The sequence below is a fragment of the Pedococcus sp. P2_A3 genome, assembly GCF_056405035.1.
The window spans coordinates 42,845-63,256 of sequence record NZ_JBFUCW010000005.1 but is presented as its reverse complement, the minus strand read 5'-3'; the positions used below and the strand labels follow the sequence as shown (position 1 = coordinate 63,256).

General features: G+C 71.5%; 18 protein-coding genes. 6 read left to right on the top strand and 12 right to left on the bottom strand.

All coding sequences use genetic code 11. From position 1 onward, the window contains the following. Window positions 1–93: 93 nt before the first annotated feature. Window positions 94–696: a GNAT family N-acetyltransferase gene (locus AC1DX8_RS05665; protein WP_477628941.1), complete on the top strand. Its 603-nt coding sequence runs from the start codon at window positions 94–96 to the stop codon at window positions 694–696. 103 nt (window positions 697–799) lie between these two features. Here AC1DX8_RS05665 and AC1DX8_RS05660 read toward each other — a convergent pair whose 3' ends face one another. Beyond that, the gene (locus AC1DX8_RS05660; RefSeq protein WP_477628940.1) at window positions 800–1,462 is read right to left on the bottom strand and encodes a dihydrofolate reductase family protein; all 663 of its coding nucleotides are present in this window, start codon (window positions 1,460–1,462) and stop codon (window positions 800–802) included. Window positions 1,463–1,486: 24 nt separating this feature from the next. After that, window positions 1,487–1,912 carry an SRPBCC family protein gene (locus AC1DX8_RS05655; protein WP_477628939.1) on the bottom strand — a complete coding sequence of 142 codons (426 nt, stop codon included), beginning with the start codon at window positions 1,910–1,912 and terminating at the stop codon, window positions 1,487–1,489. 47 nt (window positions 1,913–1,959) lie between these two features. Here AC1DX8_RS05655 and AC1DX8_RS05650 point away from each other — a divergent pair, with 47 nt between their 5' ends. Both AC1DX8_RS05650 and AC1DX8_RS05645 read left to right on the top strand, forming a co-directional pair. Then, window positions 1,960–3,111: a winged helix DNA-binding domain-containing protein gene (locus AC1DX8_RS05650; protein ID WP_477628938.1), complete on the top strand. Its 1,152-nt coding sequence runs from the start codon at window positions 1,960–1,962 to the stop codon at window positions 3,109–3,111. Between the two features lie 24 nt (window positions 3,112–3,135). Further along, entirely contained in the window at window positions 3,136–5,325 is a 2,190-nt protein-coding gene (locus AC1DX8_RS05645) for an acyltransferase family protein (RefSeq protein ID WP_477628937.1), read from the top strand. Between the two features lie 46 nt (window positions 5,326–5,371). Here AC1DX8_RS05645 and AC1DX8_RS05640 read toward each other — a convergent pair whose 3' ends face one another. Further along, entirely contained in the window at window positions 5,372–5,770 is a 399-nt protein-coding gene (locus AC1DX8_RS05640; protein ID WP_477628936.1) for a LysM peptidoglycan-binding domain-containing protein, read from the bottom strand. Between the two features lie 317 nt (window positions 5,771–6,087). On the opposite strand from AC1DX8_RS05640, the gene lexA reads away from it, so the two are divergent. Further along, window positions 6,088–6,813 carry a transcriptional repressor LexA gene (lexA, locus tag AC1DX8_RS05635; RefSeq protein WP_057377792.1) on the top strand — a complete coding sequence of 242 codons (726 nt, stop codon included), beginning with the start codon at window positions 6,088–6,090 and terminating at the stop codon, window positions 6,811–6,813. A 114-nt stretch (window positions 6,814–6,927) separates the two neighbouring features. Here lexA and AC1DX8_RS05630 read toward each other — a convergent pair whose 3' ends face one another. Both AC1DX8_RS05630 and AC1DX8_RS05625 read right to left on the bottom strand, forming a co-directional pair. Beyond that, entirely contained in the window at window positions 6,928–7,341 is a 414-nt protein-coding gene (locus AC1DX8_RS05630; protein WP_477628935.1) for a DUF4259 domain-containing protein, read from the bottom strand. A 71-nt stretch (window positions 7,342–7,412) separates the two neighbouring features. After that, window positions 7,413–7,946: an N-acetyltransferase family protein gene (locus AC1DX8_RS05625; RefSeq protein WP_477628934.1), complete on the bottom strand. Its 534-nt coding sequence runs from the start codon at window positions 7,944–7,946 to the stop codon at window positions 7,413–7,415. An 18-nt stretch (window positions 7,947–7,964) separates the two neighbouring features. On the opposite strand from AC1DX8_RS05625, the gene AC1DX8_RS05620 reads away from it, so the two are divergent. Beyond that, the gene (locus tag AC1DX8_RS05620; protein ID WP_477628933.1) at window positions 7,965–8,630 is read left to right on the top strand and encodes a class I SAM-dependent methyltransferase; all 666 of its coding nucleotides are present in this window, start codon (window positions 7,965–7,967) and stop codon (window positions 8,628–8,630) included. Here AC1DX8_RS05620 and AC1DX8_RS05615 read toward each other — a convergent pair. Together AC1DX8_RS05615 and AC1DX8_RS05610 are read right to left on the bottom strand one after the other, a co-directional pair. Continuing rightward, on the bottom strand, window positions 8,611–9,489 hold the full coding sequence (locus AC1DX8_RS05615) for an NAD-dependent protein deacetylase (RefSeq protein ID WP_477628932.1): 879 nt from the start codon (window positions 9,487–9,489) through the stop codon (window positions 8,611–8,613). The two genes, AC1DX8_RS05620 and AC1DX8_RS05615, sit on opposite strands and share 20 nt — an antisense overlap. A gap of 111 nt (window positions 9,490–9,600) precedes the next feature. Next, window positions 9,601–10,908 carry a patatin-like phospholipase family protein gene (locus AC1DX8_RS05610; protein ID WP_477628931.1) on the bottom strand — a complete coding sequence of 436 codons (1,308 nt, stop codon included), beginning with the start codon at window positions 10,906–10,908 and terminating at the stop codon, window positions 9,601–9,603. A 126-nt stretch (window positions 10,909–11,034) separates the two neighbouring features. Between AC1DX8_RS05610 and AC1DX8_RS05605 the strand changes: the two genes are divergently transcribed. Continuing rightward, a complete protein-coding gene (locus AC1DX8_RS05605) occupies window positions 11,035–11,964 on the top strand; it encodes a LysR family transcriptional regulator (protein WP_477628930.1) in 930 nt (309 codons plus the stop codon). Between the two features lie 79 nt (window positions 11,965–12,043). Here the strand turns inward: AC1DX8_RS05605 and AC1DX8_RS05600 are convergent, their stop codons facing one another. The 5 genes from AC1DX8_RS05600 to leuS form a co-directional block, all read right to left on the bottom strand. After that, the gene (locus AC1DX8_RS05600; RefSeq protein WP_477628929.1) at window positions 12,044–14,437 is read right to left on the bottom strand and encodes a ComEC/Rec2 family competence protein; all 2,394 of its coding nucleotides are present in this window, start codon (window positions 14,435–14,437) and stop codon (window positions 12,044–12,046) included. After that, a complete protein-coding gene (locus tag AC1DX8_RS05595) occupies window positions 14,434–15,120 on the bottom strand; it encodes a ComEA family DNA-binding protein (protein ID WP_477628928.1) in 687 nt (228 codons plus the stop codon). The genes AC1DX8_RS05600 and AC1DX8_RS05595 overlap by 4 nt, the downstream gene beginning before the upstream one ends. A 555-nt stretch (window positions 15,121–15,675) precedes the next feature. Next, a complete protein-coding gene (gene plsY / locus AC1DX8_RS05590) occupies window positions 15,676–16,311 on the bottom strand; it encodes a glycerol-3-phosphate 1-O-acyltransferase PlsY (RefSeq protein WP_477628927.1) in 636 nt (211 codons plus the stop codon). After that, window positions 16,308–17,171 (bottom strand): DegV family protein, encoded by an 864-nt coding sequence (locus AC1DX8_RS05585; RefSeq protein ID WP_477628926.1) that lies wholly within the window; start codon window positions 17,169–17,171, stop codon window positions 16,308–16,310. Before AC1DX8_RS05585 ends, plsY begins: the two co-directional genes overlap by 4 nt. Window positions 17,172–17,212: 41 nt before the next feature. Beyond that, on the bottom strand, window positions 17,213–20,110 hold the full coding sequence (gene leuS, locus AC1DX8_RS05580) for a leucine--tRNA ligase (protein WP_477628925.1): 2,898 nt from the start codon (window positions 20,108–20,110) through the stop codon (window positions 17,213–17,215). Between the last annotated feature and the right edge of the window lie 302 nt (window positions 20,111–20,412).

Genomic DNA, 20,412 nt, shown 5'->3' with positions numbered 1-20,412 from the left:
GGCTCGCGACCGGCGCGGTGGCGAGGTGCGTCGAGAGGTGGCCACGCGGCATACCGGACAGCGGGTGTCCGGAAGGGCTGCCAAGGTGGGGCCATGAGCGCCACTGAGCCGAGCTGGGAGACGCACCCGGTGACGCCCGACCGGTTCGAGGACTTCGCCGACGTCATCAACAGGAACCGTCGACCGACGCACTGCTGGTGCCTGTCGCACCGCCTCCAGGCCAAGGAGATCACCGAGCTCGGCGGCACCGGACCGCACGCCCGCGAGAGGGCCATGCGGGCCCTCTGCGAGCGCGAGCACCCGCCCGGCGTCGTCACCTACCTCGACGGCCACCCGGTCGGCTGGTGCAACATCGGCCCGCGCTCGGAGATCCCCCGGCTCGCGCAGTCGAAGCTGATGCGGCCCGTCGACGACCTGCCGGTCTGGAGCATCGTCTGCGTCGTGGTGCGGTCCGGCTTCCGCAGGCGCGGCGTCACCGCCCACCTCATCGACGGAGCCGTGGCGTATGCCGCGGCGAACGGCGCGCCCGCCGTCGAGGCCCACCCGGTCGACCCCGGTGACTCGCGGATGGACCTCACCATGGCGTTCGTCGGGACGCGGGCGATGTTCGAGCGGAACGGCTTCACGGTCGTCGGCACGACGCACGCCGTGGCCAGCAAGCTGCCGCGGCTCGTGATGCGGCGCGACCTGAGGTAGGCAGCGCCCACCGACCGCGCACTCGTGGCCACCGATGTCGCACAGGAGCCGCTTTCCCCACCCCCGTGCCACACCGGTGGCCAGGAGTGGGGCGGGTGGGCGGTCAGGGCTTGGCGACCTCGTAGTCGATGAAGGTCGCCAGCGGTGACTGCCGGACGCCCTTGGGGGTGAGCTCGATGTCGTGGTCGAACCCCTCGAACAGCAGCTTGCCGCGGCCGAGGATCACCGGGGCCACGATGATGCTCAGCTCGTCGACCAGTCCGGCGGCCAGCGCCTGGCGGATGATGTCTGCGCCGCCACCCAGGCTGACGTCCTTGTCACCCGCGACGGCCCTGGCCTGTTCGATGGCCTCGACCACGCCGTCGACGAAGATGAACTCGTCGCCCTCCGGCTGCTCCTGCGGCCGGTGGGTGACGATGAAGGTCGGGACGTCCCACGGGTTCTCGTCACCCCAGTGGCCGGCCGCCTCATACATGTTCCGGCCCGCGACGCAGGCGCCGAGCCTCGCGAGGGCGGCGTCCATCCACTCCTGCTCGACCGCACCGAGGCCGGCTCCGGGCTCGGAGCGTGCCTCGGTGGCGTAGGACCACGGGCCCCCGAAGACCCAGTAGTGCAGCCGCTCGCCGCCCTCGCCGAGCCCTTGGCCGGGGCGGTCATCAGGTCCGGTGATGTAGCCGTCCACCGATGTCGTGATGCTCGCGCACACCTTGGTCATCGCTGCCTCCTCGTCGCTGGCTTGCTCGTGCGTGACGTGCTTGTCAGCCATACCGACCCTGGGGCCCGACCGAACTCATCGGTGCCCTTCGCACCACGCCTTCAGGCCGGCCGCCTCGGTGGCGAGGTAGCGGTCGGTGAGCCCGCGGTAGAACCGCCCCATCAGCGAGCCGAGCCAGCCCGCCTGTTCGACCGTCAGCCGCACCCGGCAGCCGCCTCCCGCCACGGGCTCGATGGTGTGCCGCGCGGTGGTCAGCATCCCGGGTCGGGTGGCCACCCACGTGAACCCTCGCCCCGGCTCGAGCTCGGTCACGACGTAGTCCGTCTCCGGCAGCTTCGGCTGGTTGATCTTCGCCCGCGAGCCGGCCCGCAGGGGCCCCTCGTCGAGCCGACGCACCCAGGTGACCGTGTCGGTCCACTCCGACCAGCGCTCCACATCGGCCATCACCTCCCACACGCGCTCGGGCGGTGCGGCGATCTCGACGGTCGTGGTCTGCTCCATCTCCCCATGGTCGCGCACCTGTCGGCGGTCTTCGAGAGGATGACGGCATGGACTCCTCCCGCGTCCTCGCCCAGCGCCTCGCGACGCAGCGGCTGTCGTCCGCTCCCCTGCCGCGGGCCGTCGACGCGGTGCGCCTGCTCACCTGCGTGCAGAGCCAGGAGCGCGACCACGCCTTCTTCTCGCTGGGGCTGCGCACCCGCAAGGACACGTATGCCGCGGTGCATCGGGAGTTCGACTCCGGCGCCTTCCTGCGCACCCACATCCTGCGCCCGACCTGGCACTTCGTCGCGCCCGAGGACCTGCGCTGGATCCTCGACCTCACCTCGCGCCGGGTGCTGTCGGGCATGGCCGGCCGACACCGACAGCTCGGGCTCGACGACCCACGCCGACTCGATGGCGGCTTGAGCCTGCTGACCGAGCTGCTGCGCGACAAGAGCTTTCGCACCCGACCCGAGCTCAACGACGAGTTCACCACTCGCCGCTCCCCCATCAAGCCGGGTGAGCAGCTCGGTCACCTGCTCCTGGTCGCCGAGCTGAGGGGTCTGGTCTGCTCGGGGCCGATGAAGGGCGTGCACCACTCCTACGCACTCGTCGACGAGGTCGTGCCGCCGACCCCGACGCGCACCCGCGAGGAGGCCGTGGTCGAGCTCGTCCGGCGCTTCGTGGCCGGCCACGGGCCGACCACCATCAAGGACTTCACCCGCTGGGCGACCCTGACGATCGCCGACACCAAGACCGCGTTGGCCGAGATCGGCGACGAGCTCGAGGAGGTGGAGGTCGACGGCCTCCCGCACTGGTTCGACCCGGCGCAGGTGCGTCGGCGCAGCCCAGCCGCCCCGGCGGCATACCTCTTCCCCACCTATGACGAGGTGGTGCTCAGCTATCCGCAGGTGAGGTTCCCGTCCGCGCCCCACCACCCGTATGCCGCGCACACCGACCCGTTCTGGGCCTGGGTCGTGCTCGACGCCGAGAACGTCGGGCTCTGGAAGCGGACGGTGCGATCCGAGGTGGTCGAGGTGGAGACGCGACTCGCCCCCGGCGTCACGACGCAGGGGCGAGCGCAGGTGCGGGCCGCCGCGCAACGGCTCGCCGGCTTCCTGGGACGCGACCTGTCCTACGTCGAGAACGAGGGAACGCCCCATCTGTGGGCCGGTGAGATGGGTCACCCGGCACGGCGCGCGAGGCGGGCCGAGCGGTGACCCGCTGCTAAAGTCGTGGCCCACATGAGCACGAGCCAGCCGCCCTCTTCGTCGTCGAGCGCCACCCAGTACCTCCCCCGGACCCAGCCCTCCGCAGCACCCACCCCGCCTGCTCCCAGCGCGGGCAGGAGTGACGCCTACCGGCCCGAGATCCAAGGACTGCGTGCTGTCGCCGTCGGCCTCGTAGTGCTCTTCCACCTGTGGCCGCTGCGCCTGAGCGGCGGGTACGTCGGCGTCGACGTGTTCTTCGTGATCTCCGGCTACCTCATCACCTCCCACATCTACCGCGAGATCGCGCAGACCGGCACCCTGCGGGTCACCCGCTTCTGGGCCCGACGCATCCGGCGACTGCTGCCCGCGTCGCTGCTCGTGCTCGCCCTGTCTGCCGTCGGCGTGCTGCTGTGGGCCCCGGCCACCGTGTGGCAGCCCTCCGCGCGGCAGCTGGGGGCCAGCGCCCTCTACGTCCAGAACTGGGCCCTGGCGTTCGACTCGGTCGACTACATGGCCCTCGACAACGTCCCGACCGTGGCCCAGCACTACTGGTCGCTGTCGGTCGAGGAGCAGTTCTACGCGGTCTGGCCGCTGCTCATCGTCGGCCTGCTCGCGTTGCAGCGGTGGGTGCGGCGGCGCAGCGCGGCTGGCGCCCCGGCGACCTCGGACCAGCAGCGACGCATCCTCATGGGTGGGCTCGCCGTGCTGGCGGCAGGCTCGCTCGTGTGGTCGACGATCAGCACTGCGCAGGACCAGCCATTTGCCTACATGAGCACCTTCACCCGCACCTGGGAGTTCGCCGCGGGCGCGATCACGGGACTGGTCACGATGGCCATCACGGGACGCAAGGCGCAGGTGCTCGGGTGGCTCGGAGTCGTCGCCGTCGTGGCGTCGGGGTTCGCCTACACCGAACGCAGCGCCTTCCCGGGGTGGATCGCCCTCGTGCCGGTGCTGGGCACGGTCGCGATCATCCTCGCCGGACGCGGGGCCGCCAGCACGGCCGGCTGGTGGCTCTCGCTGCGACCCGCACGCTTCATCGGTGACATCTCCTACTCGATCTACCTGATCCACTGGCCGTTGATCGTCCTGACCCCCTACGCCACCGGCCACCGCCTGAACTGGCACGAGAAGCTCGCGCTCCTCGCGGTCACGGTCGTCCTGGCGTGGCTCAGCAAGACCTTCGTCGAGGACCCGCTGCGCACGCGGCCCCTGCTCGCCGCGGCACCCTGGCGGGCCTTCGCCTTCGCCGCTGCCGGCATGCTCGTCCTGGTCACGTCCACCGTTGGCATCAATGCCGAGCTGCAGCACCGCGAGGCCACGGCGGCCGCGGCCGCGGACGCCCAGCTCGCTGCAGGGGCCACGTGCCTCGGGCCGGCGGCGCTGGACCCTGCGAACGGGTGTCGCAGCGTCGCGGGTGACGGCGACCTCGTGGTGCCGCCGGAGGTGGTGGCGCAACAGCTCAAGAACGACATCTTCGCCCGCTGCCAGCAAACGCTGGCCGCCTCGGCGCTCAAGACCTGCCACCTCGGCGAACAGAAGAATCCGCAGCGCACGGTGGCGCTGCTCGGCGACTCCCATGCCGGCGCGCTCACCCCGCTGATGGACGCGCTGGGCAAGCAACTGGGGTGGGACGTCATCGCGGCGACGAAGGGGTCCTGCCCCGCGACCACGGCCCGACGGGTGCTCGCCAAGGAAACGGCGGACGACCGTCAGCTGGCCTGCGAGGAATTCAACCGGGCAGCCACCCGAGAGGTGTTGGCCAACCGCCAGATCACCGACGTCTTCGTGACCTCGTTCAGCAGCGACTACGCATGGACGAACGCTCCGGGCGGCAACCTGGGTGACCCCGGCCCTGATGGTTACAAGGCGGTCTGGAAGCAGTTCATCGACGCCGGGAAGCGGATCCACGTGATCCGCGACGTCCCGTCGACGGGAGGGCGCAACATCCCCACCTGCATCGCGCAGTCACGTGACGGCGCGAGCGACTGCGAAGTACCCCGGGCAGATGCGCTCCCTGAGGACCTCGAGTTCTCGACGGCACGGTCCTTGGCCAACCCGAAGGTCACCGTGATCGACCTGACGCCACAGTTCTGCGACGCCAAAAACTGCTTTGGCCGGATCGGCAACGTCATCGTCTACCGCGACATGTCGCACCTGAGCATCGAGTACGCCACCCTGCTCGCGCCCTATGTCGAGCGCCAGCTCGGCACGGTGCCCAAGTAGTTACCGGATCCCACGGAGGGACCGACCCTCACTCGCTGGGCGGACGTCACCCCACCGCGGGGATCAGCAGGGTCTGACCTGCGTGGATGTCGCTGCCGGTCAGGTCGTTGGCGATCTGGATCTGGGCGACGGCCTCGGCCATCGACAGCTGCGGGAGCTGCTGGGTCGCGATCTCGGAGAGGGTCTGGCCGGACCGGACCGTGGTCGAGTGGTCGATCACGGTGGCGGACGCGCCTCCGGAGAAGAGGGCGACCGCCAGGGCGACCGCAGCCACGACGACGGTGAGGGTGAGGGCCAGCCGGCCGGTGCGGGTGATGCGCAGCGGGCGGGTCGGCAGCGCGGCCACGGCTGCCCCGGTGGGGACCGAGACCAGCTGCGGTCGAGCCGGGCGAACGGGAACCCGCACCGGAGCGGGGGCGACGTCCCAAGCGACTGCTGCACTCATCTGGTCCTCCATCGTGGCGTTCAGTGGCGCGGCGTGAACCGCGTGGTCTGTCGAGTTGGTCGAACGGGTGTGCGAACAACTGCCTAGGTGATTTCTAGCACGCATGTTCGAACGGATCAAGACACGCGTCGAACACATGTTTGGCACAGACGTTCGAAGGCCATACGCTGTGTTCATGCCCCAAGCACATCAGAGGCCACTGACAACGCACCCGTCACACCCTCTGGACCGTGCGCCACACGGCACCTGACCTGCACCAACACCTGCACCACCGGCACCTGCACCCGTCCCTGTACCTGCTCAAGTGAGGAAGCGGCATGAGCGACGACAACGTCAAGGAACTGCCCGACCGCGATCGCGGTGACGGGCTCACCGTCCGGCAGCGGCGGGTGCTCGAGGTGATCCGCAACTCGGTGGACCGGCGCGGCTACCCCCCGAGCCTGCGGGAGATCGGCGAGGCCGTGGGGCTCACCTCCCCCAGCTCCGTCGCCCACCAGCTGTCCACCCTGGAGCGCAAGGGCTTCCTGCGCCGTGACCCCAACCGGCCGCGGGCCATCGAGGTCGTCTCTCCCGACTCCCCCGCCGACATGCGGGGCTACCGCGGCGGCGCGAGCGTCGAGGACGAGACCGCCACCTACGACGAGACCGGCGTCAACGACCAGCGGCCGGAGGCCTCCTACGTGCCAGTGCTCGGTCGCATCGCGGCGGGCGTGCCGATCCTGGCCGAGGAGACCGTCGAGGACGTGTTCCCGCTCCCCCGCCAGATCGTCGGCGAGGGCCAGCTCTTCCTCCTGCAGGTCGTCGGTGACTCGATGATCGAGGCCGCGATCTGCGACGGCGACTGGGTCGTCGTGCGGCAGCAGCCCAGCGCGGACAACGGTGACATCGTCGCTGCGATGCTCGACAACGAGGCCACCGTGAAGACCTTCAAGCGCAAGGACGGCAAGGTGTGGCTGATGCCGCACAACGCCGCGTTCGACCCCATCGACGGAGACCACGCCACCATCCTCGGCAAGGTCACCGCGGTGTTGCGCCGCATCTGACCTCGACCCTCAGGTGCCGGCTGCACCGTGTGCCGCGGCGCGCCTCGGGCGTGCCGCGGCACACGCGTGTCCGGCGCGTGTCCGGCATGGGGCGCCGGGTCGGATCAGGTCGGCTCAGTCACCCAGGGCGTCGAGCAGGTGGGTGACCTTGGTGGCGAACCGCTCCCCGCCATCCCCGTCGGCCCAGAGCTCCCACAGCTCGTTGTCGTCGGACTTCAGCGCGCGGTGCAAGGCCTGGGTCGCCAGCTCCTCGAGGCGCTCGTCGACCTCGATGGGGTCCTCGTCGAGCCAGCGCGGCACGTTCCGCTCCCCGACCACGGACTCGAAGTCGTCACAGGCGGCCACCACGGCGGCGGCCGCAACCGCCTCCGACATGGTCGGTGCCTCGATGTACCCCGACGCGCGCACCACCCGCACGAGCGCCTTCTCGACCTTGGTGCGTCGCGCCTCCTGCTCCGCTTCCTCGAGCTCGTCGAGGAAGTCCAGCGCGTCGTCGTTCTCGAACGGCCCAGCTCCGATGGCGCCCATCTCCGAACCTCCACAGCCTGCGACAGGGGTGCAGTTCCGAGGGTGCCAAGAGGCGGCGCGACACGCCAGCCCTAATGCGGCGGGCTCATCCGTTGGTACCACGCCGTATCGACGTAACGACCGAACTTGTGCCCCACCTCTCGCAGGATCCCCACGCGTTCGAACCCGCACGCCACGTGCAGGGCCACGCTCGCGTCGTTCGGCAACGCGATCACCGCCACCTGGGTGTGCACCCCGGGTGCGGCGTCGAGCCGGGCCAGCAGCGCGGCATACAGGGGGCGGGCGAGCCCGCGACCACGCGCCGACTCCGCGAGGTAGACCGACACCTCCTTGGAGCCCGCGTAGGCGGGCCGCGGGCGGAACGGGCCGGAGAAGGCGTAGCCGAGCAGCTCGCCCTCCGCCGTGCAGGCGACCAGCACGATGTTGCCGTCGCCGACGGCCGCGAGCTTCTCGCCGAGGTATGCCGCGCCGCGCGGCTCGGTGTCGAAGGTCGCCAGCGAGGTGCGCACCTGCTCGTCGTAGATGGCGGCCATCGCCGGCAGATCGGCCGATACCGCGTCGCGCACGACGGTTGGGGGGTGCTCGGCAGGGACGGGGCTGCTCATATCGGCGATGCTAGGGGGATGAGCGACGGCCACCAGCACTCCGACCGGCACGGATCGACCGATCGGCCCGACCTGCCGGACCCGGACCGCGGCACCCCCACGGACCGCCAGGCCCTCTGGGACGAGCGGTATGCCGCGCACGAGCACGTCTGGAGCGCGACCCCGAATGCCGAGGTGGAGCGGATCGTGGGCGACTGGTCACCGGGTCGGGCCCTCGACCTCGGGGCCGGTGAGGGGCGCCACGCCGTGTGGCTCGCCGCGCTGGGCTGGCGGGTGACGGCCGTCGACTTCTCGTCGGTCGGGCTCGCCAAGGGCGAGAAGGAGTCGACCCGCCGCGGCCTGCGGGTCGACTGGGTCGTCGCCGATGCCCGGTCGTGGCACCCGGCACCGCACGTGCTCTACGACCTGGTGCTGGTGTCCTACCTGCACCTGCCGTCCGACGTCATCTCGCGGACCCGGGGCTGGCTGGCACCGGGTGGCGCGCTCGTGGTGGTCGGTCACGGCCTGCGCAACCTCACCGAAGGCGTCGGCGGCCCGTCCGACCCGGCCCTCCTGCACACCCCCGACCAGCTGCGCGAGGCCGCGGGCGACCTGGGCATCGAGCGGTGCGAGGAGTACGTGCGCCCCACCGAGGACGGCGATGCCATCGACGTCGTGCTCGTGGCTAGGCGGCCAACCGGGTGAGCAGTGCCGTGAGGGTCGGGGCCAGCGGCGCGTCGACCTGCACCGAGGCCTCTGCGTCTCCACGGGTGGGCCCACGGGTGATGATCGCGACCGGGATGTCGAGGGCGGCCGCACGCCGGACGAAGCGGTAGCCGCTCATGACTTTGAGGCTCGACCCCAGCACGACGAGCGCGCTGGCCTCCTCGGTGAGCCGGAAACACTTCTCCACCAACGGTTTCGGCACCGACTCACCGAAGAAGACGACATCGGGCTTGAGGGTGTCGTGCCCGCAGACGAGACAGAGCGGGGTGCGGAAGGCGTCGACGTCGAGCTCGTTGAGGACGATGTCACCGTCGGGCCGGATCTCGTCGCTGGTCACCGTGTAGGTGGGGTTGGCCGCACGCATGCGGTCGTCGAGGTCCCACCGGGAGGACCGGTCGCCACACGTCAGGCAGACGACCCGGGCCAGCGAGCCGTGCAGCTCCTCCACGTCGGTGGCGCCGGCTTGTTGGTGCAGGCCGTCGACGTTCTGGGTGATGACCGGCCCGACCAGGCCACGCTGCTGGAGGCGGGCGACGGCGTCGTGACCGGCGTTCGGCCTGGCCAGGTTGAAGCGCTGCCAGCCGACGTAGCTGCGGGCCCAGTAGCGCTGTCTGGCCTGCGACGACCCGAGGAACTCGGAGTACTGCATGGGCGTGACGCGGCGGGTGCCGTCCGGGCCGCGGTAGTCGGGGATCCCCGAGTCGGTGGAGATGCCCGCGCCGGTGAGCACAAGAACGTTGCCGCGTTCGAAGAGAGCTGCCACGGCGTCGAGCCGTGCGTCCTGCCTCGTGGTGGCGTCAGCATCGCGCTCGGCGCCCGGCAGGGCAGGACTGGTCACGGGGCTGTCCTGGTCACGGGGCTGTCCTCGTTACGGCGCTCGTCGTGCTCGCGGGGCTGGTCGTGCTCACGGTGCAAGGGTACGTCGGCGCGCCGGACCGGTCTCGAGCGGTCAGGACCGACCCAGGAGGCGGCGCTTGGCGGAGTCGGCCAGGGCGGCAGACGCGACCGCCGGGTCGGCCACCTCGGGGTGCGGAGGATCCGGGGGGACGTCACGGGTGACCAGCTCCGGACAGTGGGTCCTCACCTGGGCGTCGGCGATGAGGTAGCCGTGGCGCTCGAGGACGTGCTGCTCCGCGGTGCTGAACGCGTCGAGGTCGGTGCGGACCGCGTTGATCAGCTCGGTGGTCTGGCGGGGGTAGCACCCGTCGACCACCGTGTCGAGCGCCCACGACGTGCCGTGCAGGACCCCGCGGGCGTAGCTCGCCTGCAGCCACCGGCTCCGCACCGACTGGCCGCCGTTGGTGGCGATGCCGAGGATGCGCAGCGTGCGGCCGAGGACGGTGCGTTCGGTGCGGGCCCGGAACACGCCGCCGCCGTCGCTGACCAGCACGGTGGCGTGCCGTTTCCAGACCGGTTCGAGCCCCAGGTTGTCGTACACCCCACCGTCGGTGAGCCGGATGCGGCGCACGATCGAGGCACGTTCCTCGTCGGACTCCAGCCCCTGGTGCCCACCGGTGAGGTGCAGGGCCTCACCGTCCAGCACCATCGGCGCGAAGAACGGTGGGAAGGCGCACGACGCCGCGACGACGTCGGCCATCCGCAGGGAGGTGGGGGGCGCGGCATACCCGAGGCGGTAGTCGCCGACCCGGCCGTGGGGCCGGTGGGCCGTGGGGTCCTCGAACACCCAGTCGACGCCGTACCCGATCTCCGTGGCGCCGGTGATGACCGCGGGACCGGCGACGGCGTTGYCGCGCAGCGGCTTCGACCACCACGGCACCACCTCTGCGAGCTCGTCGGCCAGGGCCCGGATGGCAGCGTCGCGGGCGAACCACTTCCACGGCTTGGCCCTCGACAGCAGCGCCGGGGTGCGGATGTTGCGCGAGGTCAGCCTGGCCAGCGGCGCGGCGACGAGCTCCTCGAAACCGCCGACGACGACCCCGGCCCCTGCCCGAGGTGCTCCGTCACGGGTGGGGAACTCCAGCCCGGGGTCGGCGAGGAGGTTGGCGACGATCGACCCACCCGAGACGCCGCTCACGGTGGCGAGCTGGGCCAGCACGCCCAGCTCGTTGAGCCGTCGGACCGCCCCGAGGTGGAAGAGCGCGGCACGGTAACCGCCACCGGACAGGCACAGGGCCGCACCACGTCGTCCGGCCGCCGACGCGGGGTGCTCGACGCGTGCCCCTGCTGGAGCCGGGTCGTCGGGACCGAGGGGGTCGCCCTCGGTGGCATGGGTGGTGGAGGTCTGCTCGGGCTTCATCGTGGTCGATGAAAGCAGAGCCGGGTGACACCTGCCCGTCGACCGGTGCGGCGACGAGGACAGCCACACCCATCACGATCCACTCAAGAACTAACGATCTTGATAACAAGCCGTTATGCTTTGTCCATGATCGACGCCGCAGGTCTCCGTGTCATGAAGGCCATCTCCGACGAAGGCAGCTTCACCGGCGCCGCCCTCGCCCTCGGCTACTCCCAGCCGGCCATCTCGCAGATGGTCCGCCGCCTGGAGCAGCGCACCGGCACCGTGCTCGTCGAGCGGGTCGGGCGCAACGTCCGCCTCACCGAAGCCGGTCAGGTGCTGGCGCGGCACGCGGTCGCGGTGCTGGCGGCCCTCGACGCGGCCGAGGAGGAGGTCGCCGCGATCGCCGGCTTGCGGGCCGGGCGCGTGCGGCTGATGGCCTTCCCGTCGAGCTCCGCCACGCTCGTGCCCCGGGCCCTGGCGCTGGTCAAGCAGCGGTTCCCCGACGTGCAGGTCACCTTCACCGAGGCCGAGCCCCCTGAGTCGCTGGCCGCGCTGAAGGCCGGCGAATGCGACCTCGCGGTCGCGTTCGCCTACGAGGGCACCGACGTCGGCCGCGGCGAGGAGGACATGGACCTCTTCGTCACCCACAAGCTGCTCGACGACGAGGTGCGCCTCGCGCTCCCCCGCGCGCACCCGCTGGCGACGGAGGAGATGGTCGAGCTGTCTGCGCTCGCCCAGGAGAACTGGATCGCCGGGTGTCCCCGCTGTCGCGGGCACCTGCTCCAGATGTGCGCGAACGCCGGCTTCTCCCCCCACGTCGGCTTCGAGACCGAGGACTACGTCGCGGTGCTCGGCCTGGTGGCCGAAGGACTCGGGGTCGCCCTGATCCCCGACCTCATCCTGCGCACTGCCCACCACCACGACGTCGTCACGCTGCCGATCAACCCCGCCTCGCGCAGGTCCGTCAGCGTCGTCACCACCGCCGACCTCCAGCGCGTCCCGGCCGTGCAGGCCACCATCGACGCGCTCGTCGAGGCCGCCAAGGCCAAGCCCCGGGTCCTCGCCAGCTCCTGACCCGCTAGGCGTTGCTGCCCGGCACGTCCTGCGCGGTGTTCCGGTACGGCGGACCTGCGCCTTCCGCACGGACGCGCCCTCAGCGCCGGCGCCAGGTGACGCCGACGTCGTCATCCACGGCGACGACCGCCACGTCGCCGCGCTGGTCGGTGCGCAGCACGGCATACCCGTTGCGGCGCAACACTTCCAGCGCCTTGGGTGAGGGGTGTCCGTAGTCGTTGTCCTTCCCCACCCTGATCACCCCGACGGGTGCGCGCACCTCAGCCATGAGGTCCTCGTCGAGGTTGCCCGACCCGTGGTGGGCCACCTTGACCACGTCGAACCCAGCCGACTGCGCAGCCATCGCCGGGTCGCGGCGCAGCTGTAGCAGCAGCGCATGAGCCGCCTCGCGTTCGACGTCGCCGAGCAGGAGCAGGTCGACCGGGCCCGCACGCACGGCGAGGACGACGCTGGCGTTGTTGGGCACCGAACCCGCGGCAATGCGGCGAGCGGGCCACCAGGCGTCGGCGGTCACCCCGGGCCAGCTCAGGTGGTCGCCCGCGACGACGTCACGGATCGGTATGCCGCGGGCCCGGGCCTGCGCCTGCACCTGCGACCACTGGTAGGCCGGTTCGCGCACCGGGGTGGCGAGGATCTCGTGCACCTCGCGGCCGGACAGGACGCCGGGAAGCCCGTCGACGTGGTCGGCGTGGAAATGGCTGAGGACCACGGCGTCGAGCACCCGCACGCCGAGCCGTCGCAGGCAGGCGTTCACGCTCGCGGGCTCGGGACCGGCGTCGACCAGCACCGCGTGGCCCGGGGTGGTCGCGAGGACCAACGCGTCTCCCTGCCCCACGTCGCACGCCACGAACCGCCACCCATCGGGCGGCCAAGTGACCGCCGAGGTCGGCACCGTGGCGGCGATCGCCAGCAGAACTACCCCCGCCGCGAGCACCGGGTGGAGGCGCACCCGGGCCGCCCACCACCGGCCGCTCAGGAGCAGCAGGAGGGTGATGAGGGTGAGCAGCACCGCTCCCCAGGCGCCATCCGGCCAGGGCACCGTGCCACCCGGGATGGTCGCGCACGTGCGCGCCACCGCGGCGATGCCGAGCGCCGGGAGCGCCCCGACCCAGCACAGCAGGCGGGCGCCGAACGGCCAGAACGGTGCGAGGCCCGCCGCCGAGACACCCGCCACGGTGGCGGGCGCGACCAGTGGCGCTGCCAGCAGGTTGGCGAGGATCCCGACGACGGAGACCGAACCCTGGAGGAGCACTACCACCGGAGCGCACATGGCCTGGGCCGCCACGGGGATCGCGATCGACGGCCCCCACGACCTGATCGGTCGTGGCAGCCTCCGACCGACTGCGTCGCCCCACGTGCGAGTGAAGAGCAGCAGGCCGAGCGTGGCGAGGGTCGAGAGCGCGAAGCCGTAGGAGCGGCTCAGCCAGGGGTCGACCACGAGGAGCACGATCACTGCCGCCGAGAGCACCGGGATGCCGGCCGCCCGCCTGGAGCGGCTCAGCCCGACCAGCCCGATGGTCCCCATCGCCGCGGCCCGCACGACGCTCGGCTCGGGACGGGCGAGGACGACGAAGCCCGCGAGGACTACGACCGCGACCACCGGCCGCCAGCGCCGACCGACGCCGAACAGTGCCGATCCGCCGAGCGCGAACGCCAGGACGATGGCCACGTTGCTGCCCGAGACGGCCGAGAGGTGGGTCATGCCGGTGGCGAGCATCGCGTCGGTCAGGTCGGGCGGGGTACGACTGGTGTCCCCGATCACCAGGGCGGGGAGCAGCCCCCTCGCATCCGGGGGCAGGGTCGCTGCCGCGTCACGCAGACCTGCGCGCAGGTGCTCGGCGGCGCGGGCGACGACTCCCGGCGGCGAGACGGGCCGGGGTGCGCCGCGCGGCCTCAGGACGGCCACGACGTCGTCGCCCGGCCCGGACTCCAGCAGGGTGCCCTTCACCGTGACCCGCTCGTGCCAGCGCACCCGCTCCCATGACGCGTCGCCGATGACGAGCACGGGAGTGGACACCTGGGCGCGCTTCCCCCGACCGGTGACCTCTTGCACCCGGAGGGTCAGCCTCACGGTCGCGCCGTCCAGGCGCCGACCACCGACGACGACGGGGTCCTTGCTGACGACCCCCGTGAGCTGGACCATGGCGTGCTGGCCCGCCAGGGCCCGCACCGGGCCGGCCTCCCGCAGCGCGCCGTGGCCCGCGGACGAGGCCAGCACGAACGCAACGGCTGCCAGCACGAGGGCCGTCGGGGCGTCCCCCCGGTCGAACGGCGTCAAGCGTGCCAGTGGTGCCGACCAGAGCACGACCACGGCCACGGCGAGGCAGGACCCGGCGAGCGAAGCCAGCACCCACGGTCGTTGCCCGAGGGTGGCTGCGCAGACAGCCCAGGCCAGGAGCGCAGGAACCAGGAGCCGCAGGTCGAGCAGGTGCGCGGGGATCGTGTCGTCGTCCGCCGCCCGGCGCCGGGTCACACCGTCACCCTGGGCTGGAGCTCCGCGAAGATCTTCTCCCCGATGCCGCTCACCTCACCCAGCTCGTCGACCGAGGCGAACCGCCCGTGCTCGGTGCGCCAGTCGATGATGCGTTGCGCCAGCACCGGTCCGACACCCGGCAGCTCCTCGAGCTGTGCTGCCGTCGCCGAGTTGAGGTCCACCCGTCCGCCGGAGGCACCCGCTCCCCCTCCCGCGGCTCCAGCGCCGCCAGTCCCAGCGCCGACAGTCCCACTGACACCGGTCCCAGCTACACCGGTCCCGGCGGAACCGGGCCCTCCCGCCCCGCCAGCGAGCGCCTCGCCCGGCATGGGCACGTGGATCTGTTCTCCGTCGACCAGCGGTCGAGCGAGGTTGATGGCCGCCAGGTCCGCGCCCTTCTTCACGCCGGCCCGGGTCACGACGTCGCCCACCCTCGAACCAGCAGGCAGGGTGAACACTCCCGGCCGCAGGACCTGACCCACCACGTGCACGGTGACAGTCGCAGCCCCGGGGGGTCCGCCTCCCCCCGACGCCGTGCTCGACGACGCGAAGACACTGCCCGTCGACCGGGCGCTGAGCGCCGACCCGGTCGCCGACGGAGCCACCACCTGGGGCGTGCTGGCTGCCTTCGCCCAGGCGACCCGCACCCCGAAGGCCAGCGCGGCGACCAGGACCACCAGCACCAGTCCCGCTGCCGCGGCCCGTGGCCCGCTGAGCCGAGCGCCGCGCAGTGACTCAGGAACCGTGAGGAAACGAGACCTCGGAGGAGTCGGTCGTCGGTGTCTGCCCGCCCGCTGCCCACGCCCCTGGGAATGCCCCTGGGAACGCCCCTGAGACCCGGGGGCGCCGGCCGGAGGACTCACCTCGCCGTAGCGCCACTCGCCTCCGGCCGCTCGACGCCCCAGCGGTAGACGAGGTCGCCGCACGTCCCCGGCGCCCCGCTGCGGGCGGCTCGGCGCGGCCGGGGTCTCGACCCAGCCTCGCTCAGGCAGCCACGGCACCACCCCTGCTGCCCGCGGGGCGGACGCAGCCGAGGCGGCCGCCGCACCGACCCCCGCCGCACCGACCACCGCACCGGCCCCGGCAGCACGTCGGCTGTCAACGGACTCCAGCAGTGCCCGGACGCGGGCGGAGGGCTCGGACGATCGGCGACGGGACGGCATACGGGCACGCTAGGAAACCCGGCCACCCCTCGACAGGACGTCGACGGCGGCCTGTGGACGACCCCACCCGGAGCCTCAGCCTGTGGACGAGGCGTCGCGTCGCGCGGAGACCCAGAGCTCGATGTTGCGCCGGTGCCGATAGATGACCACGAGGGCGAGGAGCACGCACCAGACCCCGGTCTCCCGCGTGCCGAAGGGCACCCAGCGCACCCACGTGAGCACGCCGAGGAGGAGCAGCAGGAGGCACGCCGACACCGAGGCGCCCGCCACCCAGCGGGTGCGCCAGACGAGCACGGCGAACACGACGAGCATCCCGAGCCCGAACCACGGTTGCACCGCGAGGATCGCGCCCAGCGAGGTCGCGACCCCCTTGCCACCCTGCCCGCGCAGGAAGGGCGACCAGATGTGACCGAGCACCACGGCCAGCCCGACGCACAGAGCCGTCAGCGTGCCGAAAAGCTGGTGCGCGACGAGCACGGGGACCAGCCCCTTGAGGACGTCGAGGACCCCCACGACCACTCCCCAACGGGTACCCAGCACCCGACCCGCGTTCGTGGCACCGGGGTTGCCCGACCCGGAATGGCGCAGGTCCTTGCCGAGGAGCGTCGCGAGGATCGTCGCGGGGTTCACCGCCCCGATGACGAACGCTGCCACTGAGGCCAGCGCCGCCTCGACCAGGTCGCCGGCCGAGAGGTCCGCGACAGCGGTCATGGCTGGGGCCGTGGCGAGACGGCGACCGCGATGGTGCCCGGACCCACGTGGGCGCCGACGACCGCACCGAGCTCGACGACGCGCACGTCGCCGCCGTGCGGGAGCGCCTCGAGTCGTGTGGTCAGCCTGGCCGCGAGGTCGTCAGCCCGCGACTGCGAGTCGAGGTGGTGGACCGCGATGTCGACCGCCACTCCCGCCTTCTCGACCGCCGACAGTGCCAGCTCCTCGAGCCTGGCCAGGGCCCGCGACGACGTGCGCACCTTCTCCAGCGGCCTGATGTGCCCGTCGACGAGCCCCAGGATGGGCTTGATGGCCAGGGCGGAGCCGAGGAAGGCCGACGCCGAGCCGATGCGTCCGCCGCGCCGCAGGTGCTCGAGCGTGTCGACGTAGAACACCACGGTCGACGCCTCGGCCCGCGAGCGAGCATGCGCTGCAACGTCTTCCAGCGAGCCGCCCCGTTCGGCCAGCTCGGCAGCCGACAGCACGGCATACCCCATCGCCATGCCCAGCGAACGGGAGTCGACCACCATGACCGGCACCGGCGACTGTTGCGCGGCGAGGTGCGCGGACTCGACCGTCGACGACATGTCGGCGGAGATGTGCACCGAGACGATCCCGTCTGCTCCCCCGGCCGCGGCCTTCTCGTAGGCGTCGAGGAACGCCTGCGGTGAGGGCCGCGACGTGGAGACGGGCTTGAACGACCGCAGTGCCGCAGCGACCTCCGCGGTGGTGATGTCCACGCCCTCGCTGAACTCGGTGCCGCCCACGACCACGTGCAAGGGCACGACCTGGATCGAGTGGGCGTCGACGACCGAGCCCGGCAGGTATGCCGTGGAGTCAGTGACGATCGCGACGCTCACCTGCGCAGGCTATCGGTGCCGTGCCGTGCCGAGGGAGCTCGTCAGAGGGGGACGACGTTGACCAGCTTGGGGGCCCGCACGATGACGGTGCGGATCCCCGCCTCGGTCGCGGCGACGACCTTGGGCAGCGCCAGCACCTGCTCGCGCAGGGCGTCCTCGCTGATGTCGGCCGGCACCTCGAGGCGGTCACGCACCTTGCCCTTGATCTGCACGACGCAGGTCACCGTGTCCTCCACCAGCAGCGCCGGGTCGGCCACCGGGAACGACTCGAAGGTGATCGACTCGGGGTGCCCCAGTCGCTGCCACAGCTCCTCGGCGATGTGCGGTGCCAGCGGCGCGACCATGACCACCAGCTTCTCGGCGGCCTCCCGCGGCACGGCGTCGAGCTTGGTCAGCGCGTTGTTCAGCTCGATCAGCCGGGCGATGGCGGTGTTGAACCCCAGCGTCGGGAAGTCCTTCGAGACCGCGTCGATGGTGCGGTGCAGGATCCTGGCGGTGGCGTCGTCCAGCGGCGCGTCGACGATGCGCAGCTCGCCGGTCTCCTCGTCGACCACGTTGCGCCACAACCGCTGCAGGAACCGCTGGGCGCCCACGACCGCACGCGTCTCCCAGGGCTTGCTCAGCTCCAGGGGGCCCATCGACATCTCGTAGACCCGCAGCGTGTCGGCGCCGTACTGCTCGAACATCTCGTCGGGGCTGACGACGTTCTTGAGCGACTTGCCGATCTTGCCGTACTCACGGGTGACCGGCTGGCCGTTCCACGTGTAGGTGGTCTCGCCGCTGTCGTGGTCGGTCACCTCGACGACCTCGGACGCCTCGACCGGCTGGCCGCGGTCGTCGCGGTAGGCCGCGGCCTGGATGTAGCCCTGCGAGAAGTACTTGCGGAACGGCTCGTCGCTGCTCAGGTGGCCCAGGTCGTGCAGCACCTTGTGCCAGAAGCGCGCGTAGAGCAGGTGCAGCACCGCGTGCTCGACGCCACCGATGTACAGGTCGACGCCACCGGGGTCGACCACCCCCTCAGGAGCGGTGGCCACCGGGGTCGACTGCGGGCCCATCCAGTAGGCCTCGTTCTCGGGGTCGACGAAGGCCGCGTCGTTGGCGGGGTCCAGGTAGCGCAGGTAGTACCAGCACGACCCGGCCCAGTTGGGCATCGTGTTGGTCTCGCGGCGGTACTTGCGCACGCCCCGGCCGTCACCCAGGTCGAGCTCGACGTTGACCCACTCCTCGACGCGACCCAGCGGCGGCTCGGGCTGGCTGCTCGCGTCGTCGGGCTCGAAGGTCTTGGGAGAGTAGTCCGGCACGTCGGGGAGCTCGACGGGCAGCATCGAGTCGGGCACCGCGTGGCTCACGCCGTCCTCGTCGAACACGATGGGGAACGGCTCGCCCCAGTAGCGCTGGCGGCTGAACAACCAGTCACGCAGCTTGTAGCTCACCGTCGGCTGGCCGAAACCCTTGTCCGACAGCCACTCGATGATGGCGGCCTTGGCCTCCGCCACCCCCATCCCGTCCAGCGACACCTCGTCGTTGGCGGAGTTGATCGCCGGCCCCTCACCGGTGAACGGCTCGTCGTCCGGGTGCCCCTCGGAGGGCTGCACCGTCCGCACGATCGGCAGCCCGAACTGCTCGGCGAACTCCCAGTCGCGGTGGTCCTGACCGGGCACGGCCATGATGGCGCCGGTGCCGTACCCCATCAGCACGTAGTCGGCGATGAACACCGGGATTCGTTGTCCGTTCACGGGATTCGTCGCCCAGGCGCCGGTGGACACACCGGTCTTGTCCTTGCCCTCGGTCTGCCGCTCCACCTCGCTCTTGCGCGAGGCCGCGAGCCGGTATGCCGCGACCGCGGCTCCCGGCGTCGCCTCGCCACCGGTCCACGCCGGGTTGGTGTCGGGCGCCCACCCGCCTTCCGGCACGATGACGTCGACCAGCGGGTGCTCGGGCGCCAGCACCATGAAGGTGGCCCCGAACAGCGTGTCGGGTCGGGTCGTGAAGACCTCGATCGGCTGCTCCGTGCCGTCCACGGCGAAGGAGACCCGCGCCCCCTGGCTGCGCCCGATCCAGTTGCGCTGCATGGCCTTCACCTTTTCCGGCCAGTCGACGCGGTCGAGGTCGTCAGCCAGCCGGTCGGCATACGAGGTGATGCGCATCATCCACTGCCGCAGGTTGGTCTTGAAGACCGGGAAGTTGCCGCGCTCGGAGCGTCCGTCGTTGGTGACCTCCTCGTTGGACAGCACCGTGCCCAGACCGGGAGCCCAGTTGACCGGAGCCTGTGACGTGTAGGCGAGCCGCAGGTCGTCGAGGACCTCGGACCGCTCGGCCGGCGACAGGGCAGACCAGTCGCGACCGTCGGGCGTGGGCCGGGCCCCGGACTCGAACTGCGCGACCAGCTCGGCGATCGGGCGGGCACGGCCCACGCCACCGTCGGGCCGCACGGCCTCCGGGTCGTACCAGGCGTTGTAGATCTGGGTGAAGATCCACTGCGTCCACTTGTAGTAGCCCGGGTCGATGGTGGCGATGGTGCGCCGGTCGTCGTGGCCCAACCCCAGCCTGCGCAGCTGGCGCTTCATCACGACCATGTTGTCCTCGGTCGTCTTGCGCGGGTGCTGCCCGGTCTGCACGGCATACTGCTCGGCCGGCAGGCCGAAGGCGTCGTAGCCCAGGCAGTGCAGCACGTTCTTGCCGGTCATCCGGTGGTAGCGCGCGAAGACGTCGGTCGCGATGTAGCCCAGCGGGTGTCCGACGTGGAGCCCGGCGCCGCTCGGGTAGGGGAACATGTCGAGGACGAGCAGCTTCTCGCGACCGGCAACCTTCTCCGGCTCGGCCCACGGACCGGCGGGGTTGGGCGCGTGGAAGGTGCCCTCCTCCTGMCAACGGTCCTGCCAGGCCAGCTCGATCTGCTGGGCCAGCTCTGCGGTGTAGCGGTGCGGCGTCTCGCTCATCTCATCCTCACGTCGGTTGGTCGTGCCGTCCCTGGTCGTCCTGCGCAACAGTGCCGTGCACGAACTGGGCCGTTACACAGAAGAACCCCTCACGCAGGAGGGGTTGGCCGCGGTGACGTGGACCGGCGTCCTGGTCGTCAACGCGGCTCGGGAAGAAGCAGCGACCGTGCCATGGGTCACACGGTACCGCAGCGGTCGGTGCAGCAGCCATGTCACCCCTCGGGGAGACCGGACGCCCCCGGGACTCGTCCCGGACTACGCAAATCGGACGATCTCACGGACGAGGTGTCGTCGTACGTTCG